Below are 24,500 nucleotides of genomic sequence, written 5' to 3'. Positions count from 1 at the left end.
ATGCGTTCGATCCGCCGTCAATTGCTGGTCTGGCTGCTGGCGCTGGTGTTGCTCGGCGTCGGCATTGCGGGTTGGCTGATTTACCGGCAAGCGCTTGCCGAAGCCAACGAACTTTTCGATTACCAACTGGAGCAGATCGCCGCGGCGCTGCCGTCGGAACCGTTCTCGCAAGTGCTCGGTTCGCGCGACACCGGCGACGAAGGCATCGTGCTGCAGATCTGGAATCGCAACGGCGTGCTGATGTACTACTCGCGTCCGCGTGCGCCGCTCGCGCCGCGCGCCGAACTCGGGTTTTCGACCGAGCACACGGATCGCGGCGAGTGGCGCGTGTATGGCGCGATCGTCGGCGATAACGTGGTGCAACTGGCGCAGCCGATTTCCGTGCGCAACCGGCTCGCTGCGAATGTCGCGCTGCGTACGCTGTGGCCGTTGATCGTGCTGCTGCCTTTGCTGGGGCTCGCGGTGTGGGTGGTTATCGGTCGCGGACTCAGGCCATTGCGGCGCGTGACCAGCGCGCTCGACGCGCGTCATCCCGAAGCGCTTGATCCTTTGCCGGATCAGCGCTTGCCGCTCGAAGTGCAGCCGCTCGTGCGCGCGCTGAACGGACTGCTCGAACGGCTCGCCACTGCGCTCGATATTCAGAAAGCATTCGTCGCCGACGCCGCGCATGAATTGCGCACGCCGCTCGCCGCCGTGCAGATTCAGGCGCAACTGGTGGCGCGCGCGAAGGACGATAGCGGCCGCAGCGAAGCGCTCGCCGATCTGCAAGCCGGCGTGACACGCGCGACGCGCCTTGCGGAACAGCTATTGGCGCTGGCGCGTTCTGAACCGGACGGCCTCGCCGCCACCGACGCGATCGATCTGCGCGCGCTGCTGCAAGAGTGCGTGGTGGCTTACGCGCCGCTTGCGCTCGATCGCGGCGTCGATCTCGGCATCGAGGCGACCGAGTCCGCCACCGTGATCGGCGATGCCGACGCGTTGCGCGTGATGTTCAACAATCTCGTGGATAACGCAACCAAGTACACGCCACGCGGCGGACGTGTGGACGTCAGCCTGCATGTCGAAGAGGGACACCCGGTCGTGCGGATCGCCGACAGCGGGCCGGGGATCGAGCCGGCCGAACGCGATCGCGTGTTCGATCGTTTCTATCGCGCGGGCGCCGGCGCGAATCGTGTCCGTACCGACGTGGCGGGCACCGGTCTGGGTCTGGCGATCGTGCGCCGCATCGCCGTGCAGCATCATGCCGCCATATCGCTCGACGAGTCGCCGGCGGGCGGCTTGCAGGTCAGCGTGCGATTTTGAAGGCAAGGCTTTCTGTTCGTAAAGAGACTTAAAGAAGGCTTAAACAGGCCTAAATAGCTGGATGGAAGCGATCTGTCGCTGCTTAAGACTCTTTTAAGCGATGCCACGTACGCTTCGAGACATCCAAAGTCTCTTTCTCCCAGTCAGGAGTACACGATGAACGCGAAAACCTTGTCCCGCAGCGCTGTTGCAATCGCCGTCGCCGTAGCGCTTTCCGCCGGCTATGTGGCGGGGCATCGCGACGTGCCCGCGCCGCAGGTGATCTCGCCGGCGCAAGCCGCGATGATGCCCGCTGAAGCCGCCGCCAAAACCGGCATTCCCGACTTCTCGGGCCTCGTCGAAACCTACGGTCCGGCCGTGGTGAACATCAGCGCGAAGCACGTCGTCAAGCAGACGGCGCTGCGCGGCAATCCGGGCAACGGCGGCGGCAATCAGTTGCCGATCGATCCGAGCGATCCGTTCTACCAGTTCTATAAACATTTCTTCGGCGGCATGCCCGGCATGCAAGGCGGCGGCGACGGCGGCGATGCGACCGATCAGCCGAGCGCAAGCCTGGGCTCGGGATTCATCGTCAGCAATGACGGCTATATCCTGACTAACGCGCACGTGGTGGACGGCGCGAACGTCGTCACCGTGAAGCTGACGGACAAGCGCGAGTTCAAGGCCAAGGTGGTCGGCGCCGACAAGCAGTCGGACGTCGCCGTGTTGAAGATCGACGCGAGCAATCTGCCGACCGTGAAGATCGGCGATCCGCGCCAGAGCAAGGTCGGCCAGTGGGTCGTCGCGATCGGCTCGCCGTACGGTTTCGACAACACGGTGACCTCGGGCATCATCAGCGCGAAGTCGCGCTCGTTGCCTAACGAAAACTACACGCCGTTCATTCAGACCGACGTGCCGGTGAACCCAGGCAACTCGGGCGGACCGCTGTTCAATCTGCAAGGCGAAGTGATCGGTATCAACTCGATGATCTATTCGCAGACGGGCGGCTTCCAGGGCCTTTCGTTCGCCATCCCGATCAATGAGGCGATCAAGGTCAAGGACGACATCGTCAAGACCGGCCACGTGAGCCGCGGCCGTCTCGGCGTGGCGGTGCAGGGCATGGACCAGACGCTCGCCAATTCGTTCGGTATGCAGAAGCCGCAGGGCGCGCTGGTCAGTTCGGTCGATCCGGGCGGCCCGGCGGCCAAGGCCGGCCTGCAGCCTGGCGACGTGATCCTGTCGGTGAACGGCGAACCGGTCAGCGACTCGTCCGATCTGCCGGCGCAGGTCGCGGGTCTGGCGCCGGGCAGTTCGGCAACCGTGCAGGTCTGGCGCGACAAGGCCACCAAAGACCTCAAAGTGACCATTGGTTCCTTGTCGGATGCGAAGGTCGCTTCGGGCAAGGCCGATCAGCCGACCCAGTTGCAAGGCCGGCTCGGTGTGGCGGTGCGGCCGCTGACGCCGGAAGAGAAGAGCGGCGCGTCGGTTTCGCACGGTCTGCTGGTGCAGCAATCGGGCGGCGCGGCGGAAAGCGCCGGCATTCAACCGGGCGACGTGATTCTGGCGGTCAACGGCCGGCCCATTTCGAGCGTCGATCAACTGAAACAGATAATCGCCGGCGCCGGCAACAGCATCGCGTTGCTGATCCAGCGCGACAACTCGCAGATCTTCGTGCCGGTGGATCTCGGCTGATGCGCGAGAGGCGAACGGCATAGCCGCTCGTCCGGTTGGAAGTTTGACCGACGCTGCGGCTGCTCTCACCGCGAGTTGAAGTAATGCTTGCCGGTCCGTTGCATTTACTGCCGGCGGACCGGCAATTTTTATTGGACCTTTGCATCGAAGAAGGGCGCTGTGCGCCACCGGGCGTGGCGTACGGCGGTTTCCGTATGATGCGTCCGGCGGCTTGGCACGCAGGTTGCGTCTGCGTTGATCCGGGCCCATCGCGGGAAACCGGAGAAGCAGGCATAGGACTTCAACAAGGAGCGAACCGATGAAAACCCAACGCAAGCAGCGAAGGATCGTAGCCGCCGCGGTCGCCGCAGCGCTCACGCTCGGTCTGGCGGGTGGCGCATACGCACAGCAGGCAAGCGACACGACCGGCGGCACGACCACCGATCAAACCAGCGCGGGCAACGCCAATGGCGGCGGCCTGCCGCAAATCCAGCAGCAAGGCGACGTCTCGTTCGTGTCGGGCGGCGTCGGTCTCGACGAATCGAAGGCATTGCAACAGGCGCAAAGCCAGTGGCCGCTGTCACTGCGCTTTACGGGCCCGGGTTCCGACTTTCTCGCCGACGTTCATGTGCGTCTGGTCGACGCGCACAACGGCGAGGTGCTGAGCACCACGTCGCGCGGGCCGTATATGCTGGTGAAAGTGCGCCCGGGGCGCTACACGGTGCACGCTCAATACAAGGACCGCGACCAGGCCAAAGCGGTGACGATCCCGGCCAAGGGCACTGCGAAGGCCGCGTTCTACTGGAACACGCAGTAAGACGCGCAGTAAGCCCGGCGCCATTCCGGGCGGTGGTGCGGTTAGCGCCGCACTGCGTGCAGGAAGGTTGCGCAATCGGCCGGACTTTGGCCGATAATGAAGCCACGGGCACCCCCCGTGGCTTTACTGTTTGCACGACCGCACATCATCACGGAGCCGAGACATGAGCGATGCCTTGACATCTCACGGGAGCCCGGACGCGAGCGCAGGCGCGCACACCATCGTGATCACCGGCAACAGCCACCGGGTGCGGATGATCCACGGCGGCGTCACCATGGCCGATACGCAGGCGGGACTGACATTGTCGGAAACCGGTCTGGCGGACGTGTTCTATTTCCCGCGCTCGGACGTGAACATGGCCCGGCTCGAGCGCTCGACGCACACCACGCACTGTCCGTTCAAGGGCGACGCGTCGTATTTCCATCTGCGCACGGAAGACGGCCTGATCGAGAACGCCGTGTGGAGTTACGAAACGCCGCTCGAATCGGCGATGAAGATCAAAGGGTATCTCGCGTTTTACGCATCGCGCGTCGACCGCATCGATCAGACGTCCTGATCCCGCTGTCGCGCGTTCATCGGGGAGGCTGGCATGGAACTGAACGACGCGTTACGGATTCCACTTGCGCCGTCCGACGTCTGGGAAGCGTTGCAGGATCTCGCGCTGCTGCGCGCCAGCCTCGACAATTGCGAGTCGTTCACCCGCCTCGCGCACGGCGAATACGAGCTGATCATGACCGTGCCGCTCGGTCCGCTGCGCGCGCGCTACCAGGCGCGTGCCCACGTGGCCGGCCAGGATTCCGGTCCGGCGGATGCGCAGCGCCGCACCATCAATTTCAAAGCACGGGCCGAGGGCATCGGCGCGTTGCGCGGCCAGATCGAAGTACGCTTGCGCGCGGACGAAAGCGCGCACGCCGCCGACAGGGAGCGCAGCACGCGGATCGATTACATCATCTGGGCGACCTCGTCGGGCCCGCTCGCGGAATTGCCGACGCGGCAACTCGAAAACGCGCTGCATCAACTGGCCGACGACTTTTTCACGGAGTTCGATGCTGTCGTGCGTGCGAAGCATGGGCAAGGTCCGAATCGCGCCCGTGGTTCGGCGGTGCGCCGCCAGCATGTGTTTCTGCGACCGATCACGCTCGGCAACATGGCGCGGCGAGTAAGGTCGGATCACGGCAATGCGCTGCCTGGGCGCGCGGCCAGCGCGTCGCACGGAGCCGCGCATGGTGTGTCGCACGGGGTTCCGCATCACGAGCCGAGTCCTCACGCGGTCCCGAACTGGGCTTGGGCCGCGATGATTTTTCTGGTCGCGCTGCTGTTGTATGTCGCGCGCTGGATCAGCGAGCATTGATTCTGGCAGGTGCCTGCCGTAGCGGCGGCGCAAGCGCGGCCGGTAGCGCCGCTGTCGTGTCCATGCGACTACGAAATTCCGGTGGCCAGCTACGAAACGTCGTCAGCCGAGCAGCGCCGCGCTCGCGCATGCACACTCACACGCCACGAAACTCCCTTCGCCATGCCGACGGCGATGTGCGAAACGCCTCCGCGAAATGTTGCCGCAACGAAGCGGCCGAACCGAAGCCCGCGATTCCCGCGATCGCTTCCACCGGCTCGTCGGTGCTCTCGAGCAATTGCTGCGCGCGAGCCAGCCGCTGCGCCAGCAGCCACGCGCCGACAGTCGTGCCCGTGGCGAGCCGGAAGCGTCGCGTGAACGTGCGGCGGCTCATCAGCGCGCGCCCGGCCAGCGTGTCGAGCGTATGCGGCAACGTCAGATTGCCGCTCACCCAGTCGAGCAGATCCGACAGCCGGTCGCCGCGCAGATTCGGCGGCATCGGCTGCTGAACGTATTGCGCCTGGCCGCCTTGCCGATGCGGGGGCACCACCAGCCGGCGCGCGACGTGATTGGCCACTGCAGTGCCGCACAGTTTGCGCATCACATGCAGACAGCAGTCGAGGCCCGCCGCCGTGCCGGCCGAGGTCAGCACGTTGCCGTCGTCGACATAGAGCACGTTCGGGTCGAGGCGCACGCGCGGGTAGCGTCGCGCGAAGTCGTCGGCCCACGCCCAGTGCGTCGACGCCGGACGCTCGTCGAGGATGCCGGCGGCTGCGAGCACGAATGCGCCCAGGCAAAGCCCGACCAGTTGCGCGCCGCGCGCGTGGGCGGCGCGTAGTGCGTCGAGCAGCGCCGCGGGCGGCGTTTCGGCCGGGTCGCGCCAGCTTGGCACGATGATCGTGTCGGCGTCGGCGAGCGCTTCGAGTCCATGCGTGACGGCGATCGAAAATCCGGCGGTGGTGGTCAGCGCGCCCGTTTCGGCGGCGCAGACGCGGAAGTCGAACTCCGGCACGCCGCCGCCGCTGCGGTCTTCGCCGAACACCACGCACGGCACCGAAAGATGGAACGGACTGATGCGATCGAACGCGACCACCGCGACGATGTGGCGGAGCGGTTCACCCCGCGTCGTGCCAGAGGAAACGGAAGTGGAAGCGGGCGTGGCCATCAGTCATCTCATGAATTCCGACGATGGCCCGATTCTAGCGAATCTTGTCATTTGGGTCGCTGTCGGGAAACTCATCGTGCGGGAACAATGCAGTCATCCCGGCAGCTCGTTCCGAGTCCAGACTGGACCCGCGCGCGCCGCCCCTTTACCGACCGAGGAGTCTTGCCATGACCACACCGCGCCGTGCGCTGATCGTTATCGACGTGCAGAACGAATACGTGACCGGCGATCTGCCGATCGAATACCCGGACGTGCAAAGCTCGCTTGCCCATATCGGCCGCGCGATGGATGCGGCGCGGGCCGCAGGCGTGCCGGTGGTGGTCGTGCAAAACTTCGCGCCGGCCAGCTCGCCGCTATTCGCGCGTGGCAGCAGCGGGGCGGAGCTGCATCCGGTGGTGGGCGAGCGGGCTCGCGATCACTACGTCGAAAAGTCGCTGCCGAGCGCTTTTACCGGCACCGACCTGGCCGACTGGCTCGCCGCGCGCCAGCTCGACACGCTGACGGTTGCCGGCTACATGACGCACAACTGCGACGCGTCGACCATCAATCACGCGGTTCACGCGGGACTGACCGTCGAGTTCCTGCACGACGCGACGGGTTCTGTGCCGTATCAGAACAGCGCGGGTTTCGCCAGCGCGCAGGACATCCACCGGGTGTTCAGCGTGGTGCTGCAGTCGCGTTTCGCGGCGGTGGCGAGCACCGACGAGTGGATCGCGGCGGTGCGGAGCGGGACGCCTTTGGAGCGGGACAACATCTATGCGTCGAATCAGAAGGCAAGGGCCACGCGGGCCGCGGCGTAGAGATCGCGGACGATGGTCGCGTCGAGCGCTGCTATATAGAATGCGGTCGGCCGGGTAGAACAAAGCGGCGAATGCGGCATCACGCATGCTGTGCATGAAAACAAAGGCGGCGGGTTGCTCACCCGTCCGCCTTTTTTCATCCGCCGCTTCCGTCAGGCGATCGACTAACCGCCGCCGCTCCGCTGCGCATGCCCATTGCGCAGAGCCGGGCTCAGCTTCAGTGCGTCGAACATGCCTTCGACCATCTGCACGGCATGGGCGCCGAAATCCGTGGCGTCGGGCAAAAAAAGCATGTCGCGCAGCGAACCGCTGACGAACGCATGCACCATCGCCGCCGCCAGTTTCGTGTCCAGATCCGCGGGCAGTTGCCCTTTGGAGATGGCATTGCGCAGACCGCCCTGGATTTTCTGAAGTCCTTCGCGCATGTTGGTCTGATAGCGGACCATCACCGGACCCATTTCCTCGACCAGCTCGCATTTCAGAAACAGGATGTCGAACACGCGCCGGCGACGCGGGTCGCTGGCGGTGTCGCGCAGACAGACGGTGCAGATTTCCATCAGACGTCCGAGCGGATCGGGCTCGTTGGGATCTTGAGAGGCGGCCTTGAGTTCGTCCAGCGGCAGCAGCACGCGGTCGAACATTTCCGTAAACAGATCGCTCTTATGTGCGAAGTGCCAGTAGATGGCACCGCGCGTGACGCCGGCGGCCTGCGCGATATCGGCAAGCGACGTGCGCGATACGCCTTTCTCGAAGAAAACCCGTTCGGCCGCGTCGAGAATACTGTTGCGCGTCTCCTGCGCCTCTTCTTTGGTTCTTCTGACCATGTTGGAATGACCTGCCCTGATTGTGGGGTTTTCCCGGGCGTTTTTAAGTACGCCCGATGACAATCCGTCTACCGTTGACCGAATTGCGAAGCAATCTTGCAAGCCCCCAGCCAGCAAGAGATATAAACGCACTTTTACATGCATTCGTGAATGTATATATAATAGCATCCCACGATCGGATAGCCCAAGCCGTGACGAAACGTTAATATCCGTCACTGTTGCCTTTCAAACGCTCTTCGCGCCGTGCCCGGACGGGCGGCGCCGTGCGGCATTTCCCCGGTATGGCGCATTTCAGTCAGGGTGCCCTGCAGGTTCGGTGTGCGTCCGCGGGTGTCCGGTCAGGCGTCGCAAGACGCATGTGTGCGCTGTCGTCCCCGGGGTAGGGATGCGCGCACTTTTTCATTCTCAGTCTTTGACAGAGGTCGCTCCATGCGCGTCGAACGGGTTCCATTCCGCTTAATCAGTGCCGCGACGGCTGCCGTATTGCTGGCAGCGTGCGGACCAAAACAATCTGCCCCGCCGCAACAAACGCCCGAAGTCGGCGTCGTCACTGTTCAGCCCACGGCCGTGCCCGTCGTCACCGAATTGCCCGGCCGCACCAGTGCCTTCCTCGTGGCGCAAGTGCGCGCGCGGGTCGACGGCATCGTGTTGCGCCGCGAGTTCACGGAAGGCAGTCAGGTCAAAGCGGGACAACGTCTGTACAAGATCGATCCGGCGCCGTACATCGCCACGCTGAATAACGCCAAGGCGAGCCTGGCGAAGGCGCAGGCCAACCTCGTGTCGGTCACTGCGCAAGCGAACCGTTACAAGGTGCTGGTGGCGGCCAATGCGGTCAGCAAGCAGGACTACGACAACGCCGTCGCCTCGCAAGGGCAGGCAGTGGCCGACGTCGCCGCGGGCAAGGCGGCAGTGGATACAGCGCAGATCAACCTCGGCTACACGGACGTGGTTTCGCCGGTGAGCGGCCAGGTCGGCATTTCGCAGGTCACCCCGGGCGCCTACGTGCAGGCGAGCGCCGCCACCTTGATGGCCACCGTGCAGACACTGGATCCGGTCTATGTGGACCTGACGCAATCGAGCCTCGACGGGCTGAAGCTGCGCCGCGACATGCAGGAAGGACGTCTGAAGACGACCGGGCCGGACGCCGCCAAGGTGTCGCTGATTCTCGAAGACGGCCGCACCTATTCGGAGAAGGGCAAGCTGCAGTTCACCGACGTGACGGTCGACCAGGGCACCGGTTCGGTCACCGTGCGCGCGATCTTCAAGAACACCGACAAGGTGCTGCTGCCAGGCATGTTCGTGCGCGCGCGCATCGAAGAGGGCGTCAACGAAAGCGCGCTCGTGGTGCCGCAAGTCGGCATCACGCACGATCAGAAGGGTCAGCCGACCGCGCTGGTCGTCGGTAACGACAACAAGGTGGTGTTGCGTCAGCTGGTCACCTCGGGCACGTACGGTTCGAACTGGGTGGTCGAAAGCGGCCTGAATCCGGGCGACCGCGTGATCGTGCAGGGCACCGACAAGGCGAAACCCGGCATGCAGGTCAAGACCGTTGCCGCGCAACTTCCCGCCACACCCGCTTCCGGCGCTGCTGCTCAAAGCGCGCCGGCCGCCAGCGGTGCTGCGCAGACGGCACAACCTGCCTCCGCTGCATCGGGCGCGTAATAACAGGGAGCCCGCCTCATGGCAAAGTTCTTCATTGATCGCCCGATTTTTGCATGGGTGATCGCCATCATTCTGATGCTCGCGGGCATCGCGTCGGTCTTCACATTGCCGATCGCGCAGTACCCGACCATCGCGCCGCCGGCCGTGCAGATCAGCGCAACGTACCCGGGCGCATCGGCGAAGACGGTGGAAAACACCGTCACGCAGGTGATCGAGCAGCAGATGAGTGGTCTCGACCACTTGCTGTATCTGTCGTCCACGTCGGACGACTCGGGTACGGCAACCATCACGCTGACGTTCGCGGCCGGCACCAATCCTGACATCGCGCAGGTGCAGGTGCAGAACAAGCTGCAGCTCGCCACGCCGCTGTTGCCGCAAGCCGTGCAGCAGTTGGGCACCAAGGTCACGAAGTCGAGCAGCAGCTTCTTGCTGGTGATGGCGTTCGTGTCCGAAGACGGCAGCATGAACAAGTACGACCTGGCGAACTACGTCGCGTCGAACATTCAGGATCCGGTGAGCCGTATCGACGGCGTGGGCACGGTGACGCTGTTCGGTTCGCAGTACGCCATGCGGATCTGGCTGGACGCGAACAAGCTGACCAACTTCGGCCTCACGCCGGTGGATGTGGAAACGGCGTTGCAAGCGCAGAACGTGCAGGTCGCGGGCGGTTCGCTCGGCGGCACGCCTTCCGTGCCGGGTCAGGTGTTGCAGGCCACCATCACGGAAGCCACGCTGCTCAACACGCCGGAGCAGTTCGGCAACGTGCTGCTGAAGGTGAACCAGGACGGCTCGCGCGTTCGCATCAAGGACGTGGCGCGTATCGAACTCGGCGGCGAAAACTACAACTTCGACACCAAGTACAACGGCCAGCCGACGGCGGGCTTCGGTATTCAGCTCGCTACCGGCGCGAATGCGCTGGCTACCGCGAAGGCGGTGCGCGCGAAGGTCGCCGAACTGTCGAAGTACTTCCCGCACGGTCTGGTGGTGCAGTACCCGTACGACACCACGCCGTTCGTGCGTCTGTCGATCGAAGAAGTGGTCAAGACGCTGCTCGAAGGTATCGTGCTGGTGTTCCTGGTCATGTACCTGTTCCTGCAGAACCTGCGCGCCACGCTGATCCCGACGATCGCGGTGCCGGTGGTGCTGCTGGGCACGTTCGCGATCATGGGTCTGGTGGGCTTCTCGATCAACACGCTGTCCATGTTCGGGCTCGTGCTGGCGATCGGCTTGCTGGTGGACGATGCGATCGTGGTGGTGGAAAACGTCGAGCGGGTGATGCAGGAGGAGGGTTTATCGCCTCGTGACGCCACCCGCAAGGCGATGGATCAGATTACCGGCGCGCTGGTCGGCGTGGCGCTCGTGCTCTCGGCGGTGTTCGTGCCGGTGGCGTTCTCGGGCGGTTCGGTCGGCGCAATTTACCGGCAGTTCTCGCTGACGATCGTGGCGGCCATGGTGCTGTCCGTGCTGGTCGCGTTGATTCTGACGCCGGCATTGTGCGCGACGATTCTCAAGCCGGTTGAACCGGGGCACCAGGAAAAAACCACCGGTTTCTTCGGCTGGTTCAACCGCACCTTCAACAGGAGCCGCGACAAGTATCACTCGGGCGTGCACCACGTGATCAAGCGCTCGGGCCGTTGGCTGATCATCTATATGGTGGTGATCTTCGCGGTCGGCCTGCTGTTCGTGAAGCTGCCCAAGTCGTTCCTGCCTGACGAAGACCAGGGCACGATGTTCGTGCTGGTGCAAACGCCGTCGGGCTCGACGCAGGAAACCACGGCGCGCGCGTTGAAGGACGTGTCCGACTATCTGCTCAACACCGAGAAGAGCATCGTCGAATCGACCTTTACCGTGAACGGCTTCAGCTTCGCCGGTCGCGGCCAGAATGCGGGTCTCGTGTTCGTGCGGATGAAGGATTACTCGCAACGTCAGCACAGCGATCAGAAGGTGCAGGCGCTGGTGGGCCGTCTCTTCATGCACTTCGGCAGCTACAAGAACGCGCTGGTGTATCCGGTGAATCCGCCGTCGATTCCTGAACTCGGCACGGCCGCGGGCTTCGACTTCGAATTGCAGGATCGCGCCGGCGTCGGTCACGCAAAGCTGATGGAAGCACGCAACATGTTGCTGGGCATGGCGGCGAAAGATCCGACGCTGGCTCAGGTGCGTCCGAACGGCCTGAACGACACGCCGCAGTTCAAGGTGGATATCGACCACGAGAAGGCTTCGGCGCTTGGTGTGTCGCTGTCCGCGATCGACCAGACGTTCTCGATCGCGTGGGCGTCGCAGTACGTGAACAACTTCCTCGATACGGACGGCCGGATCAAGAAGGTGTATCTGCAAGGCGATGCGCCGTTCCGCATGACGCCGGAAGACCTGAACGCCTGGTACGTGCGTAACACCGCGGGTGGCATGGTGCCGTTCTCGTCGTTCGCGAGCGGCACGTGGACCTACGGTTCGCCAAAGCTGGAGCGCTACAACGGCATTTCCGCGGTGGAAATCCAGGGCGCGGCGGCACCGGGCAAGTCGACCGGTCAGGCCATGACAGCCATGGAAGCGCTCGTGGCGAAGCTGCCGGCCGGCGTGGGCTACGAGTGGACGGGTCTGTCGTTGCAGGAACGCCAGTCCGGTTCGCAGGCGCCGATTCTGTACGGCATCTCGATCCTCGTCGTGTTCCTGTGTCTCGCGGCACTGTATGAAAGCTGGTCGATTCCGTTCTCGGTGATCATGGTGGTGCCGCTCGGCGTGATCGGCGCACTGCTGGCCGCTACGCTGCGTGGACTCGAGAACGACGTGTTCTTCCAGGTGGGTCTGTTGACCACGGTGGGTCTGTCGGCGAAGAACGCGATTCTGATCGTGGAATTCGCCCGCGAGCTGCAGCAGGGTGAGGGCATGGGGCCGATCGAGGCCGCGCTGGAAGCAGCGCGTCTGCGGTTGCGTCCGATTCTGATGACCTCGCTCGCGTTCATTCTCGGCGTGATGCCGCTCGCGATCAGTAACGGCGCGGGTTCGGCGAGCCAGCACGCGATCGGTACCGGCGTGATCGGCGGGATGTTGACGGCGACCTTCCTCGCGATTTTCATGATCCCGATGTTCTTCGTCGTGATCCGCGCGAAATTCGGTGGCGAGAAGGAAGACCCGGACGAGGCGCTCGCACACTACAACCAGCACCATCCGCATGACGGCCAGGGCGGCGCTTCGCCCGGGGCGACGGATCAAGGCTCGGGCAAGGACGGACATTGAGATGCAAAAACACTCTCTGATTGCAGTGGCGGTCGCGCTGTTCGCCGCAGGGTGCACGATGGCGCCGAAGTACGAGCGTCCGGCCCCGCCCACGACGAGCGCCTTCCCGACCGGCGGCGTGTACGACACGCAACCGGGCGCGACCCAGCCGGGCGCGAGCCAGACTGACGCGACCCAGGCGGGCAAGCAACCGCCCGGCGCGACAAATGCTGCGCGCAGCGCCAACGGCGTGGCCGCGGCGGATATCGGCTGGCGTGATTTCTTCGTCGATCCGCGCATGCAGCGGTTGATCGAAATCGCGCTGAAGAACAACCGCGACCTGCGCGTGTCGGTGCTTAACATGCAGGCCTCGGCGGCGCAGTACCGGATCGTTCGCGCCGGGCTGTTCCCCACGCTCGACGCCGCGGCTTCGCAAAGCAAGCAACGCACGCCGAAAGATCTGTCGGTCGCGGGGCAGACGATTACCAACACGTATTCGGTCGGCTTGAACGCGTCGTGGGAAATCGACTTCTTTGGGCGGATTCAGAGCCTGAAGGACCAGGCGTTGGCGCAATACCTGGCCACGGCTCAGGCGCGCAAGGCGGCGGAAATCTCGCTGGTCTCGCAGGTGGCGACCCAGTACATGACCGTGCTCGAGCTCGACGACCTGTTGAAAGTCACGCAGAACACGCTGAAGACCTCGCAGGAATCGTATCGGATCGCCAAGTTGCAGTTCGACAATGGCACCGGTTCGGAGCTGGATCTGCGTCAATCGCAAACCGTGGTCGAGCAGGCTCAGGCCAACCTGCAGCAGCAGCTGCGTCTGCGGGCGCAAGCGGATAACGCGCTCGTGCTGTTGATCGGCGAGCCGTTGCCGGACGATCTGCCGCCGGGCATGACGCTGGACAACCAGAATCTCCTCACGGATATTCCGGCGGGTCTGCCGTCCGATCTGCTGACGCGTCGTCCGGACATCATGGAGGCCGAAGAAAACCTGCTGGCCGCCAATGCGAACATCGGCGCGGCGCGCGCGGCGTTCTTCCCGAAGGTCTCGCTGACCGGCAGCTTCGGTACGCTCAGCCCGTCGCTCGGCGGTCTGTTCAAGCCGGGTTCGGCGGCGTGGAGCTTCGCGCCGTCGATCACGTTGCCGATCTTCGAGGGCGGACAGAATCTCGCCAACCTCGATCTCGCCAACATCCAGAAGAAAGTCCAGATCGCCACGTATGAAAAAGCGATCCAGTCGGCCTTCCGCGATGTGGCCGACGCCCTGGCGGCGCGTGGCACGTACGATCAGCAGATCCAGGCATTGGAGCGCAATACCTTCGCCGAACAGCGCCGGCTGGATCTGTCGAACCTGCGTTATACGAATGGTGTCGACAGCTATCTGACGGTGCTGACCGCGCAGACCGATCTGTATTCGTCGCAGCAGTTGCTGGTCACCGCCCGCATGCAACGTCTGCAGAACCTCGTGACGTTGTATCAGGTGCTCGGCGGCGGCTGGATCGAACACAACGGCGAGCAGCCGCGTCCGGCCGATGCACCGGTCGACTACGGTGCGGCGAGCGCGCCGGTGGCGGCTTCGGGGGCTACGGCGGGTTAGGATTGCTCGTTGCCCCAGGCGCGTAGAGCGGTTTCAGTTTCAGCAGAAACCGCCTCGCGCAGCCCGCCATGAAAAAAACGCCACGGCATGCCGTGGCGTTTTTTTATCCGCAGCGCTTGCGCGATCTCTCGTTCGCACAAGCGCTCAAGTGTTGCGTGCCGTTCAGTGCACGTCAGCTGCGCGCAGCATGTCGTCGCCGCGCGGTTCGTTGCCGCCGCGTCCGTCGAAATCATGCCCGGCGCTGCGAATTTCGCACTGCGCCTTTTTCTCGCTCTTTACGCCGTTGAAGATCAGATTCAGCACGACCGCCGACACCGAAGCCAGCAGAATTCCGCTATGCAGCAGCGGCGAGAGCGCCGGGGGCAGCTTCGAGAAGAAGTGCGGCGACACCACCGGCACGAGACCCAGGCCGATACTGACCGCGACGATGAACAGGTTGTGGTGATTCTTCACGAAGTCGACCTTCGACAGCACCTTGATGCCGTTCGCCGCGACCATGCCGAACATCACAATGCCCGCGCCGCCGAGCACGAAAGCTGGCACCGATGCGACCACTTGCGCCATCTTCGGGAACAGGCCCAGCAGCACCAGGATCACGCCGCCCATCGCGCAGACAAAGCGGCTCTTCACGCCGGTCACGCCGATCAGGCCGACGTTCTGCGAGAACGAGGTATGCGGGAACGAGTTGAAGATACCGCCGATCAACGTGCCCAGGCCGTCGACGCGCAAGCCGCGCACCAGTGTCTTCTGATCGACCGGGCGATCCACCATGTCGCCGACCGCGAGGAACATGCCGGTCGATTCGATGAAGGTGACGAACATCACGGTAACCATCGTCGCGATCGACAGCGGATCGAAGTGCGGCAGGCCGAAGTGGAACGGCATGACGAAGCCGACCCACGGCGCATGCGTGACACCTTCCATGTTGACGCGGCCGATGGCCAGGGCGATCACGAAGCCGGCGACAATGCCGAGCAGCACCGAGATATTGGCAAGGAAACCCTTGGCGAATTTGTTGATCAGCAGAATCAGCATCAGCACGGTCAGCGAGAGGCCGAGATAGATCGGATTGCCGTAATCTGGATTGCCCACACCGCCGGCCGCCCAGTTGATGCCGACTTCCATCAGCGACAAACCGATCACCGAGATCACCACGCCGATCACAACCGGCGGGAAGAAGCGCAGCAATTTGCCGACCGCTGGCGCGAGCAGGATCCCGACCACACCGGCCGCAATCGTCGAGCCGAAGATGTCGAGAATGCCGAGCGAGGGATTGGTGCCGATCGCGACCATCGGACCGACGGCCGCGAACGTGCAGCCCATGATGACCGGCAGACGGATGCCGAAAATCCACAGACCGAGCGTCTGGATCAGCGTGGCGATGCCGCAGGAAAACAGATCGGCGCTGATCAGGAACGCGATCTGGTCTTTCGGCAACTTGAGCGCAGCGCCGATGATCAGCGGTACTGCGACCGCACCGGCATACATCACCAGAACGTGCTGGATGCCGAGCGTGAGCAACTGGCCTGCAGGCAGTCGTTCGTCGCACGGGTGAACCGTGTTCGATTGCATATTGTCTGTCTCCACCATCTGAGTTTTTGGGATGACTCCAAGGTATCGGGGACTAAAAAGCACAACAAGACCAGTGGGGCCTATTCCGGCATTCCCGGTGACGATATGGGTAGGGGCCGTTTGAAAGCCAAAAGAAATGCGCGGACCTGGTCTATCGGCGGTCAGCCCCTTGCAGTGGCGATGCGAGGCTGTGCGTCGCGCGAGTCCGGATTGACGCGATATGTGTGAGAATCAATGAGGTGTATCTCGCTCACCGCATAGTCCTGTTTTGATGTGGCTCGCGGTGCGGGTGGGTTAACCCGCGATTCGCGATTTTCGGCGTGCGTTTGGGCATGCTTTTCAAGCGCTGCGCCGAAGCTGGAAAATGCGCTTTCCGGGCAGCTTTCGCGTACTCATTTCGCTCCTCAATTTGACGCTCTATCGCCCATGAGTTTTCTCGGCATCGACCTCGGCACCGGTTCCCTCAAAGTAGCAATCGTCGACGAAAACGGTCACGAGCAGGCGGTGGCGAGCGTCGCTTACCCCATCGAAACGCCGCAGGCGGGGTGGGCGGAGACATCGGTGCAAACATGGTGGCGCGCGCTATGCGAAGCCGCCGCGCGTTTGCCCGACGGATTGCGCCGCGATGTGCGAGCCATCGGTTTTTCCGGACAGATGCACGGCGTCGTGTTGATCGACGCAGCGGGCGAGGCCGTGCGGCCCGCCATGCTGTGGCCCGACACGCGCGCGCTGGCCTTGCTCGACGCGTGGCCCGAGCCGCAGCCGAATCCGGTTGCGCCGGGCATGGCCGGTCCGCTGCTGCGCTGGATCGTGTTGCACGAGCCGCAGTCCGCGAGCCGCACGCGCTGGGCGCTGCAACCGAAAGATTGGCTGCGCGTCGCACTGGGCGGCGCGGTGGCGACCGATCCCTCCGACGCCTGCGCGACCGCGCTCGCCGATCCCGCCGGCGTGTGGGACGCGGCGCTGCTCGACCGGCTCGAGATTCCGCGCGAGTGGTTCGCGCCGCTGGCGCCGTCCTACGCGCCTGGTGGTGTGTTGTCGGAGCGCGCGGCGCGGGCGTTGGGGTTGCGCGCCGGCATCGTGCTCGCGACCGGCGCGGCCGATACGCCTTGCGCCGCGCTCGGCAGCGGGCTCGCGCACGACGGCGACGCATTGCTGACCACCGGCACTGGCGGACAGATCGTAGTGCTGGCCGAGCACGCGCCCGCGGCGGTCAAGGGCTTGCATCGTTATCGCGCGGCGAGCGATCACTGGTATCGGATGGCGGCGATGCAGAACGTCGGCATCGCGCTCGAACGCGCGCGCGGATGGCTGTCGTATGAATGGGCCGATGCGTATCGGGACGCGTTCGGTGACGCGACTAGCGCGACCAACGCAATCGGTGCATCCAACGCGACCGACGCATTCAATGCAAACACGGCGGCAGCATCCGGCCTCACGTTCCTGCCGTACCTCACAGGCGAACGCACGCCCTGGCTCAATCCGATGGCGCGCGGCGGCTGGCTCGGCCTCGCGCTCGATCACACGCGCGGCACGATGATGCGCGCCGCGTTCGAAGGCGTCGCGTTCTCGCTGCGTGCCGGACTCGACGCGATTCGCGCGAGCGGCGCGACGGTGACGGCGTTGAAACTGGCGGGCGGCGGTTCCGTCGACACCCGCTGGCGCCAGTTGCTCGCCGATGCGCTGAATGTCGAACTGCACGCGGTCGATTGTCCGAATGCGGCACCGCGTGGCGCGGCGATTCTCGGCGGCCTCGCGAGCGGGCATTGGCACGCGCGCGATCTGGCCGCGCTCGCGCCGGGCGCGACGCGCGTTGCGGGTCCGCAAGGCGACGCGGCGCTTGCCGAACGCTATGAGCGCTTTCTCGATCTCTACGGACGAGTCGAAACATGGTTCGCGAACATGCCGTCGCAATGAGCGAATGTCATGTCAGGTTCAGACAATGCCGTGACGCGCTTTGCAATACCATGTCGTTTTTTCGCGCGCTAATGTATGAGTCGACGCAGTGCGCCGAATGCCAATGACGACGTGCCCGCATGAGGCGCACGAATCAGCCGCAGCACCGGATCGCAACACATGCGCGCCGCAACGCAGTCCGCCGCGACGCGCCTTGACTTGACAGACACACAGGAGCATTCACGATGAAGACCAAAGCAGCAATCGCATGGAAGGCCGGGGCGCCGTTGACGATCGAGGAAGTCGATCTGGAAGGGCCGCGCGCCGGTGAAGTCCTGATCGAAGTGAAGGCCACGGGCATTTGCCATACCGATTACTACACGCTCTCCGGCGCGGACCCGGAAGGCATCTTCCCCGCGATTCTCGGGCACGAGGGCGCGGGCGTCATTGTCGATACCGGTCCTGGCGTCGGCACGCTGAAGAAGGGCGATCACGTCATTCCGCTCTATACGCCGGAATGCCGCCAGTGCAAATTCTGTCTATCGCGCAAGACCAATCTTTGTCAGGCGATCCGTTCGACGCAAGGCAAAGGTTTGATGCCCGATGCGACCTCGCGCTTCTCGCTCGACGGCAAGCCGCTGTTTCACTACATGGGCACGTCCACGTTTTCGAACTACATCGTCGTGCCGGAAATCGCGGTGGCGAAAGTGCGTGAAGACGCGCCGTTCGACAAGATCTGCTATATCGGTTGCGGTGTGACGACGGGCGTCGGTGCGGTCGTTTATTCGGCGAAGGTCGAGGCGGGCGCGAATGTGGTCGTGTTCGGTCTCGGTGGCATCGGGCTGAACGTGATCCAGGGCGCGAAGATGGTCGGCGCGGACAAGATCATCGGTGTGGACATCAACCCGGGCCGTGTCGAACTGGCGAAGAAATTCGGCATGACGCACTTCATCAACCCGAATGAGGTTGAGAACGTGGTCGATCACATCGTGCAACTCACCGACGGCGGCGCGGACTACTCGTTCGAATGCATCGGCAACACGAAGGTGATGCGTCAGGCGCTCGAATGCACGCATAAGGGCTGGGGACAGTCGTTCATCATCGGCGTGGCGGCGGCGGGCGAGGAAATCAGCACGCGTCCCTTCCAGTTGGTGACGGGCCGCGAGTGGAAGGGCTCGGCGTTCGGCGGTGCGCGCGGCCGCACCGACGTGCCGAAGATCGTCGACTGGTACATGGAAGGCAAGATCAATATCGACGATCTGATCACGCACCGTCTGCCGCTCGAGCGCATCAACGAGGGCTTCGATCTGATGAAGAAGGGCGAGTCGATCCGCTCGGTCGTGCTCTACTAATCCGGAAGCCTCGCCATGCTTGAACTCTTGTCGTCGCATGTCTGTCATGGCGGCGAGCAGCGCATCTATCGGCACGACTCGCAGACCATCGGTCTGCCGATGCGCTTCTCCGTCTATCTGCCGCCGCAAGCTTTGCAGGGCAGTGCGAACGTGCCCGCGCTGTTCTATCTCGCGGGTCTCACGTGCACCGAAGAAACGTTTCCGGTCAAAGCCGGCGCGCAACGTTTCGCCGCGCAGCACGGCATTGCGCTGATCGCGCCGGATACCAGTCCGCGCGGCGCGGGCGTGCCGGGCGAAAGCGCGGCGTGGGACTTCGGCGTGGGCGCGGGCTTTTACGTTGACGCCACGCAGCAGCCGTGGGCGCAGCACTACCGGATGTACTCGTACGTGCGGGACGAGCTGCGCGAAACGGTGCTCGCGAATTTGCCGGTGGACGGCGCGCGGCTGGGCATTTTCGGGCATTCGATGGGCGGTCACGGCGCGTTGATGCTCGCGTTGCGCAATCCGGAGATTTATCGGTCGGTGTCGGCGTTCGCGCCGATCGCCGCGCCGACGCGTTGCCCGTGGGGCGAGAAAGCGTTTAGCGGCTATCTGGGCGACGACCGCGAAGCGTGGAAGCAGTACGACGCGAGCGAACTGGTCGCGCGGACGTCGCGCAAGTTCTCGGAAGGGATTCTGGTCGATCAGGGGCTCGCGGATCAGTTCCTCGCGGAGCAACTGAATCCGGATGTGTTCGAAGCCGCTTGCAAGGCCGCGGGTCAACCGTTGACGTTGCGCCATCATGCGGGTTACGACCACGGCTATTACTTCATCTCGACGTTCATCGAGGATCACCTCACGCATCACGCGAAGGTGCTGCTCGGCTGAGTTTCGCAGGACAACGATGGCGGTAGGCAGATGCGACGCCGCCATCGTCCCTGAAGACTCAATGCCGTCTCAACAAACTCCCGCCGTACACCATCGCCGACAGCACGGTGATCCAGAAGCTCGTCGGCCAATCGGTATAGAACGCGAGTGTCAGACCGAGCCACGCCTGCAGCAGCGCGAACACCGCGGCGAGCACGAGGCCCGCTGAAAGCCGCGTCGTCATGTTTTGCGCGGCGGCGGCCGGGCCGACCATCAGCGTGAACACCAGCAGCACGCCGACAATCTGCGTGCACGCCGCCACGGCGAGCGCCGCGATCGCGAGAAATAGCACGGACACGAGGCGCAACGACACGCCCTTGGCTTCGGCCAGTTCCGGCTGCAACGAAGCGAACAGCAGCGGCCGCATGATCGCCGCGAGCGCCAGCAAACTCACGACACCTAGGCCCGCCAGCACGCCGAGCGTCGATGCATTCACGCCGAGCACATTGCCGAACAGCAGCGCCGTGACCTGAGTCGCGTACGCGGTGAAGAAGTGCAGAAACAGCAAGCCGAAACCGAGCGACAGCGAGAGGATCACGCCGATGGCCACATCGCGCCCGGCGAGGCGTTCGCCGAGCGCGCCCATGCCGACGCCCGCCGCCAGCGTGAAGCCGATCATCCCCCAGATCGGCGAGACGCCGATCAGCACCGCGCCGGTCGCGCCGGTGAAGCCGACGTGCGAGAGCGCGTGGCCCGCGAAGGTCTGTCCGCGCATCACCAGAAAATAGCCCACCACGCCGGCCAGCACCGCGACGATCCCCGACGCCGCGAATGCGTTCACCATGAAATCGTATTCAAACATCGTGCTTGTGTCCGTCGCGTGAGTCGTGCTGATGTGAGTGGCCGTGCGCGTGGCCATGCGAATGGGAATGCGAGTGGCCGTGGCCGCCGTTCTCGTCGTGTTCGTGCTCGTGATCGTGCTTTTCCACTTCGACGTCGCCGGACATCACGAAGATGCGGCCATTCACGCGCATCACGTCGATCGGCGAGCCGTAGAGGCGCGACAGGACCGGCCGCGTGATCACTTCGTCGACGGTGCCGAGCGCCGCCACGCCGCTGCCGAGATACAGCACGCGATCGAGCGCGTGAAGCAGCGGGTTCAGTTCATGCGCCGAAAACAGCACGGCGATGCCGAGTTCCTGTTGCACGCGCCGCACCAGTTCGACCACGCTCTTTTGATGATGCGGGTCGAGGCTGATCAACGGCTCGTCAAGCAGCAACAGTTTCGGGTTGCCGAGCAGGCACTGCGCGAGCAACAGCCGCTGACGCTCGCCGCCCGACAGTTCCGACAACGGCCGCTCGGCCAGCTTGCGGCCGCCCACCAGATCCAGCACACGTTCGACATCGGCGCGAGTGGCCGCGTCCGCATGCGGCAAGCCCCAGCGATGGCCGTCGGCGGCCATCGCGACGAAATCGCGGCCGCGCACGCGGCGTCCGGCGAGCGCGCTGCGCGTCTGCGGCATATAGCCGATCGACGAATTGCCGCGTTCGACCGGTTGTCCCAGCACGCGGATCGCGCCTTGAGCGGCAGGCACGAGGCCGAGGACCGCGCGCATCAGCGTGGTCTTACCCGCGCCGTTGGGTCCGAGCACGCCGATGAATTCGCCCTGGTTCACCACGAAGCCGGTGTCGCGCAGAATCGTGCGGTCGCCGAGTTCGAGCGTCACGCGTTCGAGTTCGAGCACGGGCGCGCTGCTGGGCACGCGCGCTGGCGCGCCGCGGCCAGTCTGGGTCATTGGGTTTTTCCTTTCGCGCCTGAAGCCGCAGCCGCATTTGCGCCGTTCGCATCGCCCGAGGCCAGCGCCGTGCCCAGCGCGTCGAGCTGCGTCAGCATCCACGTCTGATAGGTCTTGCCGGCCGGTTCGGTCTCGGTGACGCTCATGGTCGGCACCTTCGATTGCTGCGCGAGCTTCAACATGCGTTTGGTCAGGGCCTCGGTTGCCTGGCTGTTATAGATCAGAACACGGACGCGCTTCTCGCGCAGGTCGCGTTCGAACGCGGCGATATCGGCCGCGCTGGCTTCGGTGTCGTTCATCGTGGCGAGCTGGAAGCGCAGGTTGCGCATGGTCAGGCCCACGGCGTCGGACATGTAGCCGAACACCGGTTCGGTCGCCGTGACCGGCACCCCGGCGTAGCGGCCATGCAGTTCGGCGACTTTGGCGTCGACTGGTTTCAGCGAATCGAGAAACTTCGCGAGGTTCGCATCGTACGCCGACTTGTGCGCCGGGTCAGCCGCGACCAGCGCCTCGCTTACCGCGCGCGCCACTTTCGGCATGGTCGCCGGGTCGTACCAGAGGTGCGGATTGTCGCCGCCTTTCTTGCCGACGAGATCGGCCGCGACGATCGTCACGCGCTTCGCGCCCTTCGACGCCGCCAGCAATTTTGCCATCCACGGATCGTAGTCGGCGCCGTTGTAGACCACAAGGCTCGCATGCTGCAGCGCGCGCGCCGTCTTCGGGCTCGCTTCGAACAGATGCGGGTCCTGCTCCGGATTGCTGAGGATGCTCGTCACGTCGACGCGATCGCCGCCGAGTTGCTGCACCACGTCGCCGTAAAAATTCTCCGCCGCGACCACCGGGATTTTGGCGTCCGCGGCCATCGCGGCGTGGCCGAACGCGACCACGGCGGCGCTTACCGCGACGTACTTCGACAGTTTCAGCGCACGCTGCGCGCCGTTCAACATCGGGCCGAATTTCTTCATTGTTGTGTCCTGCTGCGTGAGGGTTGAATGGATCACTGACATTAGGAAAAGCGCGCCGGCTCTAGGCCGGCTTTGTGTCGGACGAAGCACCGCCAGGCCGCGCCGCGCGAGCACATAGCGCGCATAGACCGCTCAGTTCGACCACCTGCCGATGCACTTCGAAGCCATGGGCCGGCGCGCTATGCGACAACTGTTCAGCGAGGTCGTCGCCGGGAATTTCGACGGTGGCGCCGCAGCCGTCGCACATCAGAAACTGGCTGCGATGCGGCACGCCGACTTCGCAGCAGGCCACGAACGCGTTCTTCGATTCGATCCGATGCACGAAGCCATGCGCGAGCAAAAAGTCCAGCGCGCGATACACGGTCGTGGGCGGCACACGGCCGCGTTCCGGTTCGAGCGCATCGAGCAGTTCATAAGCGCCGATCGGCCGCTCGCTCGCGACGATCGCCGCATACACCTGACGACGCAGCGGCGTCAGCGCGAGCCCGTGCAAGGCGGCATGCGCTTCGGCATGCGCGAGGCGCACGGCATGGTGTTCTGCAGTCGACGTGGCCATCGGCGGAGGCTCCTACGAAATGGCAATCGGGCGAAATCGCAACTAAATAGCTTCAAAGCGAAGCGAGGTCGCAATGATATAACGTATCTCGAAATGTTGTCAGCATGGCCGCATGGAAAGCAGATTGGCTGACTGCGAGTTCTCGTACTAGTGTTGATCGGAGCAGGAAAGGGGTGCCGGCGTCCTGCCGCGCTGCACCATCGAAATCTGCTCGGGCGCCTTGACATGGCCCGGTGCGTATCCGATCATTCGATCACTAACAGAGCAATTGTTCGCGTGATGAGCGTTCGCTCACCGCGCCTCAAGAAGCGAAACGAACCGGAGACGAGCAGTGGCGGCACGATTGCAGGACAAGGTGGCCATTCTGACGGGCGCGGCAAGCGGAATCGGTGAAGCCGTGGCGCGGCGATATCTGGACGAAGGCGCGCGCTGCGTGCTGGTCGACGTGAAGCCGGCCGACAGTTTCGGCGACTCGCTGCGTGCGACCCATGGCGATCGCGTGCTGACGGTGCGCGCCGACGTCACACGCCGCGACGATATCCAGCGCATCGTGGCGAGCGCGCTGGAGCGCTTCGGGCAAATCGACATTCTCTTCAACAACGCGGCGCTCTTCGACATGCGCCCGATCCTCGACGAATCCTGGGACGTATTCGACCGTCTCTTCGCGGTCAACGTGAAGGGCATGTTCTTCCTCATGCAGGCCGTGGCGCAAAAGATGGTCGAGCAGGGCCGCGGCGGCAAGATCATCAATATGTCGTCGCAAGCCGGACGGCGCGGCGAGGCGCTCGTGTCGCACTATTGCGCGACCAAGGCGGCGGTGCTCAGCTACACGCAATCCGCGGCATTGGCGCTTGCGCCGCACAAGATCAATGTGAACGGCATCGCGCCGGGTGTCGTCGATACGCCGATGTGGAACGAAGTCGATGCGCTCTTCGCCCGCTATGAAAACCGCCCGCTCGGCGAGAAGAAACGGCTTGTCGGCGAAGCGGTGCCGCTCGGCCGCATGGGCGTGCCGGACGATCTGACCGGCGCCGCCCTGTTCCTCGCGTCGGCGGACGCCGACTACATCACCGCGCAAACCCTGAACGTCGACGGCGGCAACTGGATGAGCTGAGTCCGCGCCGTTCATCGTCAATTTCGTAGAACAAACG

The 24,500-nt window shown here is 64.2% G+C and carries 20 protein-coding genes; 13 read left to right on the top strand and 7 right to left on the bottom strand.

The annotated features are described in order from the left end of the window. The 5 genes from B0G81_RS22090 (at window position 1) to B0G81_RS22070 (ending at window position 5,120) form a co-directional block, all read left to right on the top strand. On the top strand, window positions 1-1,302 hold the full coding sequence (locus B0G81_RS22090) for an ATP-binding protein (protein WP_134138343.1): 1,302 nt from the start codon (window positions 1-3) through the stop codon (window positions 1,300-1,302). 156 nt (window positions 1,303-1,458) lie between these two features. Next, on the top strand, window positions 1,459-2,973 hold the full coding sequence (locus tag B0G81_RS22085; RefSeq protein ID WP_106284091.1) for a DegQ family serine endoprotease: 1,515 nt from the start codon (window positions 1,459-1,461) through the stop codon (window positions 2,971-2,973). A gap of 298 nt (window positions 2,974-3,271) precedes the next feature. Then, complete coding sequence (locus B0G81_RS22080) at window positions 3,272-3,769, top strand: carboxypeptidase-like regulatory domain-containing protein (RefSeq protein ID WP_134138342.1); 498 nt, start codon at window positions 3,272-3,274, stop codon at window positions 3,767-3,769. A gap of 163 nt (window positions 3,770-3,932) precedes the next feature. Beyond that, entirely contained in the window at window positions 3,933-4,325 is a 393-nt protein-coding gene (locus B0G81_RS22075) for a DUF427 domain-containing protein (RefSeq protein WP_106284093.1), read from the top strand. Between the two features lie 33 nt (window positions 4,326-4,358). After that, window positions 4,359-5,120: an SRPBCC domain-containing protein gene (locus B0G81_RS22070; RefSeq protein ID WP_134138341.1), complete on the top strand. Its 762-nt coding sequence runs from the start codon at window positions 4,359-4,361 to the stop codon at window positions 5,118-5,120. Between the two features lie 136 nt (window positions 5,121-5,256). On the opposite strand, the gene B0G81_RS22065 is transcribed toward B0G81_RS22070, so the two are convergent. Continuing rightward, window positions 5,257-6,264: a helix-turn-helix domain-containing protein gene (locus B0G81_RS22065; protein ID WP_134138340.1), complete on the bottom strand. Its 1,008-nt coding sequence runs from the start codon at window positions 6,262-6,264 to the stop codon at window positions 5,257-5,259. 167 nt (window positions 6,265-6,431) lie between these two features. On the opposite strand from B0G81_RS22065, the gene B0G81_RS22060 reads away from it, so the two are divergent. Further along, window positions 6,432-7,064: a cysteine hydrolase family protein gene (locus B0G81_RS22060; RefSeq protein ID WP_134138339.1), complete on the top strand. Its 633-nt coding sequence runs from the start codon at window positions 6,432-6,434 to the stop codon at window positions 7,062-7,064. Between the two features lie 164 nt (window positions 7,065-7,228). Here the strand turns inward: B0G81_RS22060 and B0G81_RS22055 are convergent, their stop codons facing one another. Further along, window positions 7,229-7,888 (bottom strand): TetR family transcriptional regulator, encoded by a 660-nt coding sequence (locus B0G81_RS22055; protein ID WP_134143186.1) that lies wholly within the window; start codon window positions 7,886-7,888, stop codon window positions 7,229-7,231. A gap of 429 nt (window positions 7,889-8,317) precedes the next feature. Here B0G81_RS22055 and B0G81_RS22050 point away from each other — a divergent pair, with 429 nt between their 5' ends. Genes B0G81_RS22050 through B0G81_RS22040 form a run of 3 tightly spaced genes read left to right on the top strand, consistent with a single transcriptional unit; the run spans window position 8,318 to window position 14,366 of the window. Next, entirely contained in the window at window positions 8,318-9,550 is a 1,233-nt protein-coding gene (locus B0G81_RS22050) for an efflux RND transporter periplasmic adaptor subunit (RefSeq protein ID WP_106284098.1), read from the top strand. A gap of 18 nt (window positions 9,551-9,568) precedes the next feature. After that, window positions 9,569-12,787 (top strand): efflux RND transporter permease subunit, encoded by a 3,219-nt coding sequence (locus B0G81_RS22045; protein ID WP_134138338.1) that lies wholly within the window; start codon window positions 9,569-9,571, stop codon window positions 12,785-12,787. 1 nt (window position 12,788) lies between these two features. Beyond that, window positions 12,789-14,366 carry an efflux transporter outer membrane subunit gene (locus B0G81_RS22040; RefSeq protein ID WP_134138337.1) on the top strand — a complete coding sequence of 526 codons (1,578 nt, stop codon included), beginning with the start codon at window positions 12,789-12,791 and terminating at the stop codon, window positions 14,364-14,366. Window positions 14,367-14,528: 162 nt separating this feature from the next. Here the strand turns inward: B0G81_RS22040 and B0G81_RS22035 are convergent, their stop codons facing one another. Then, a complete protein-coding gene (locus tag B0G81_RS22035) occupies window positions 14,529-15,938 on the bottom strand; it encodes a nucleobase:cation symporter-2 family protein (RefSeq protein ID WP_106284101.1) in 1,410 nt (469 codons plus the stop codon). Between the two features lie 426 nt (window positions 15,939-16,364). Here B0G81_RS22035 and B0G81_RS22025 point away from each other — a divergent pair, with 426 nt between their 5' ends. The 3 genes from B0G81_RS22025 to fghA all read left to right on the top strand — a co-directional run bounded on the left by B0G81_RS22025 (window position 16,365) and on the right by fghA (window position 20,053). Further along, window positions 16,365-17,855 (top strand): FGGY family carbohydrate kinase, encoded by a 1,491-nt coding sequence (locus B0G81_RS22025; protein ID WP_134138336.1) that lies wholly within the window; start codon window positions 16,365-16,367, stop codon window positions 17,853-17,855. A gap of 224 nt (window positions 17,856-18,079) precedes the next feature. Next, complete coding sequence (locus tag B0G81_RS22020) at window positions 18,080-19,186, top strand: S-(hydroxymethyl)glutathione dehydrogenase/class III alcohol dehydrogenase (protein WP_020069206.1); 1,107 nt, start codon at window positions 18,080-18,082, stop codon at window positions 19,184-19,186. A 15-nt stretch (window positions 19,187-19,201) separates the two neighbouring features. Continuing rightward, the gene (fghA, locus tag B0G81_RS22015; protein WP_134138335.1) at window positions 19,202-20,053 is read left to right on the top strand and encodes an S-formylglutathione hydrolase; all 852 of its coding nucleotides are present in this window, start codon (window positions 19,202-19,204) and stop codon (window positions 20,051-20,053) included. 58 nt (window positions 20,054-20,111) lie between these two features. On the opposite strand, the gene B0G81_RS22010 is transcribed toward fghA, so the two are convergent. The 4 genes from B0G81_RS22010 to B0G81_RS21995 all read right to left on the bottom strand — a co-directional run bounded on the left by B0G81_RS22010 (window position 20,112) and on the right by B0G81_RS21995 (window position 23,349). Continuing rightward, window positions 20,112-20,894 carry a metal ABC transporter permease gene (locus tag B0G81_RS22010; protein ID WP_134138334.1) on the bottom strand — a complete coding sequence of 261 codons (783 nt, stop codon included), beginning with the start codon at window positions 20,892-20,894 and terminating at the stop codon, window positions 20,112-20,114. After that, window positions 20,887-21,828 carry an ABC transporter ATP-binding protein gene (locus tag B0G81_RS22005; protein ID WP_134138333.1) on the bottom strand — a complete coding sequence of 314 codons (942 nt, stop codon included), beginning with the start codon at window positions 21,826-21,828 and terminating at the stop codon, window positions 20,887-20,889. The genes B0G81_RS22010 and B0G81_RS22005 overlap by 8 nt, the downstream gene beginning before the upstream one ends. Further along, window positions 21,825-22,793 (bottom strand): metal ABC transporter solute-binding protein, encoded by a 969-nt coding sequence (locus tag B0G81_RS22000; RefSeq protein ID WP_134138332.1) that lies wholly within the window; start codon window positions 22,791-22,793, stop codon window positions 21,825-21,827. The genes B0G81_RS22005 and B0G81_RS22000 overlap by 4 nt, the downstream gene beginning before the upstream one ends. 61 nt (window positions 22,794-22,854) lie before the next feature. Beyond that, window positions 22,855-23,349, bottom strand: coding sequence for a Fur family transcriptional regulator (locus B0G81_RS21995; RefSeq protein ID WP_134138331.1), 495 nt, complete (start codon window positions 23,347-23,349; stop codon window positions 22,855-22,857). A gap of 331 nt (window positions 23,350-23,680) precedes the next feature. On the opposite strand from B0G81_RS21995, the gene B0G81_RS21990 reads away from it, so the two are divergent. Beyond that, a complete protein-coding gene (locus tag B0G81_RS21990; protein ID WP_134138330.1) occupies window positions 23,681-24,463 on the top strand; it encodes an L-iditol 2-dehydrogenase in 783 nt (260 codons plus the stop codon). The last annotated feature ends 37 nt before the right edge of the window (window positions 24,464-24,500 follow it).

The sequence above is a fragment of the Paraburkholderia sp. BL6665CI2N2 genome, assembly GCF_004366535.1.
Classification (GTDB): domain Bacteria; phylum Pseudomonadota; class Gammaproteobacteria; order Burkholderiales; family Burkholderiaceae; genus Paraburkholderia.
This window is presented reverse-complemented; position numbering and strand designations above follow the sequence as displayed.

Bases quoted from the DNA above. Each gene is read 5' to 3' on its own strand.
- B0G81_RS22050 (WP_106284098.1), top strand. From the start codon at position 8,318: ATGCGCGTCGAACGGGTTCCATTCCGCTTAATCAGTGCCGCGACGGCT.
- fghA (WP_134138335.1), top strand. From the start codon at position 19,202: ATGCTTGAACTCTTGTCGTCGCATGTCTGTCATGGCGGCGAGCAGCGC.
- B0G81_RS21995 (WP_134138331.1), bottom strand. From the start codon at position 23,349: ATGGCCACGTCGACTGCAGAACACCATGCCGTGCGCCTCGCGCATGCC.
- B0G81_RS22010 (WP_134138334.1), bottom strand. From the start codon at position 20,894: ATGTTTGAATACGATTTCATGGTGAACGCATTCGCGGCGTCGGGGATC.
- B0G81_RS22060 (WP_134138339.1), top strand. From the start codon at position 6,432: ATGACCACACCGCGCCGTGCGCTGATCGTTATCGACGTGCAGAACGAA.
- B0G81_RS22065 (WP_134138340.1), bottom strand. From the start codon at position 6,264: ATGGCCACGCCCGCTTCCACTTCCGTTTCCTCTGGCACGACGCGGGGT.
- B0G81_RS22020 (WP_020069206.1), top strand. From the start codon at position 18,080: ATGAAGACCAAAGCAGCAATCGCATGGAAGGCCGGGGCGCCGTTGACG.
- B0G81_RS22045 (WP_134138338.1), top strand. From the start codon at position 9,569: ATGGCAAAGTTCTTCATTGATCGCCCGATTTTTGCATGGGTGATCGCC.
- B0G81_RS22025 (WP_134138336.1), top strand. From the start codon at position 16,365: ATGAGTTTTCTCGGCATCGACCTCGGCACCGGTTCCCTCAAAGTAGCA.
- B0G81_RS22075 (WP_106284093.1), top strand. From the start codon at position 3,933: ATGAGCGATGCCTTGACATCTCACGGGAGCCCGGACGCGAGCGCAGGC.
- B0G81_RS22080 (WP_134138342.1), top strand. From the start codon at position 3,272: ATGAAAACCCAACGCAAGCAGCGAAGGATCGTAGCCGCCGCGGTCGCC.
- B0G81_RS22035 (WP_106284101.1), bottom strand. From the start codon at position 15,938: ATGCAATCGAACACGGTTCACCCGTGCGACGAACGACTGCCTGCAGGC.
- B0G81_RS22040 (WP_134138337.1), top strand. From the start codon at position 12,789: ATGCAAAAACACTCTCTGATTGCAGTGGCGGTCGCGCTGTTCGCCGCA.
- B0G81_RS22000 (WP_134138332.1), bottom strand. From the start codon at position 22,793: ATGAAGAAATTCGGCCCGATGTTGAACGGCGCGCAGCGTGCGCTGAAA.
- B0G81_RS22070 (WP_134138341.1), top strand. From the start codon at position 4,359: ATGGAACTGAACGACGCGTTACGGATTCCACTTGCGCCGTCCGACGTC.
- B0G81_RS22085 (WP_106284091.1), top strand. From the start codon at position 1,459: ATGAACGCGAAAACCTTGTCCCGCAGCGCTGTTGCAATCGCCGTCGCC.
- B0G81_RS22090 (WP_134138343.1), top strand. From the start codon at position 1: ATGCGTTCGATCCGCCGTCAATTGCTGGTCTGGCTGCTGGCGCTGGTG.
- B0G81_RS22005 (WP_134138333.1), bottom strand. From the start codon at position 21,828: ATGACCCAGACTGGCCGCGGCGCGCCAGCGCGCGTGCCCAGCAGCGCG.
- B0G81_RS22055 (WP_134143186.1), bottom strand. From the start codon at position 7,888: ATGGTCAGAAGAACCAAAGAAGAGGCGCAGGAGACGCGCAACAGTATT.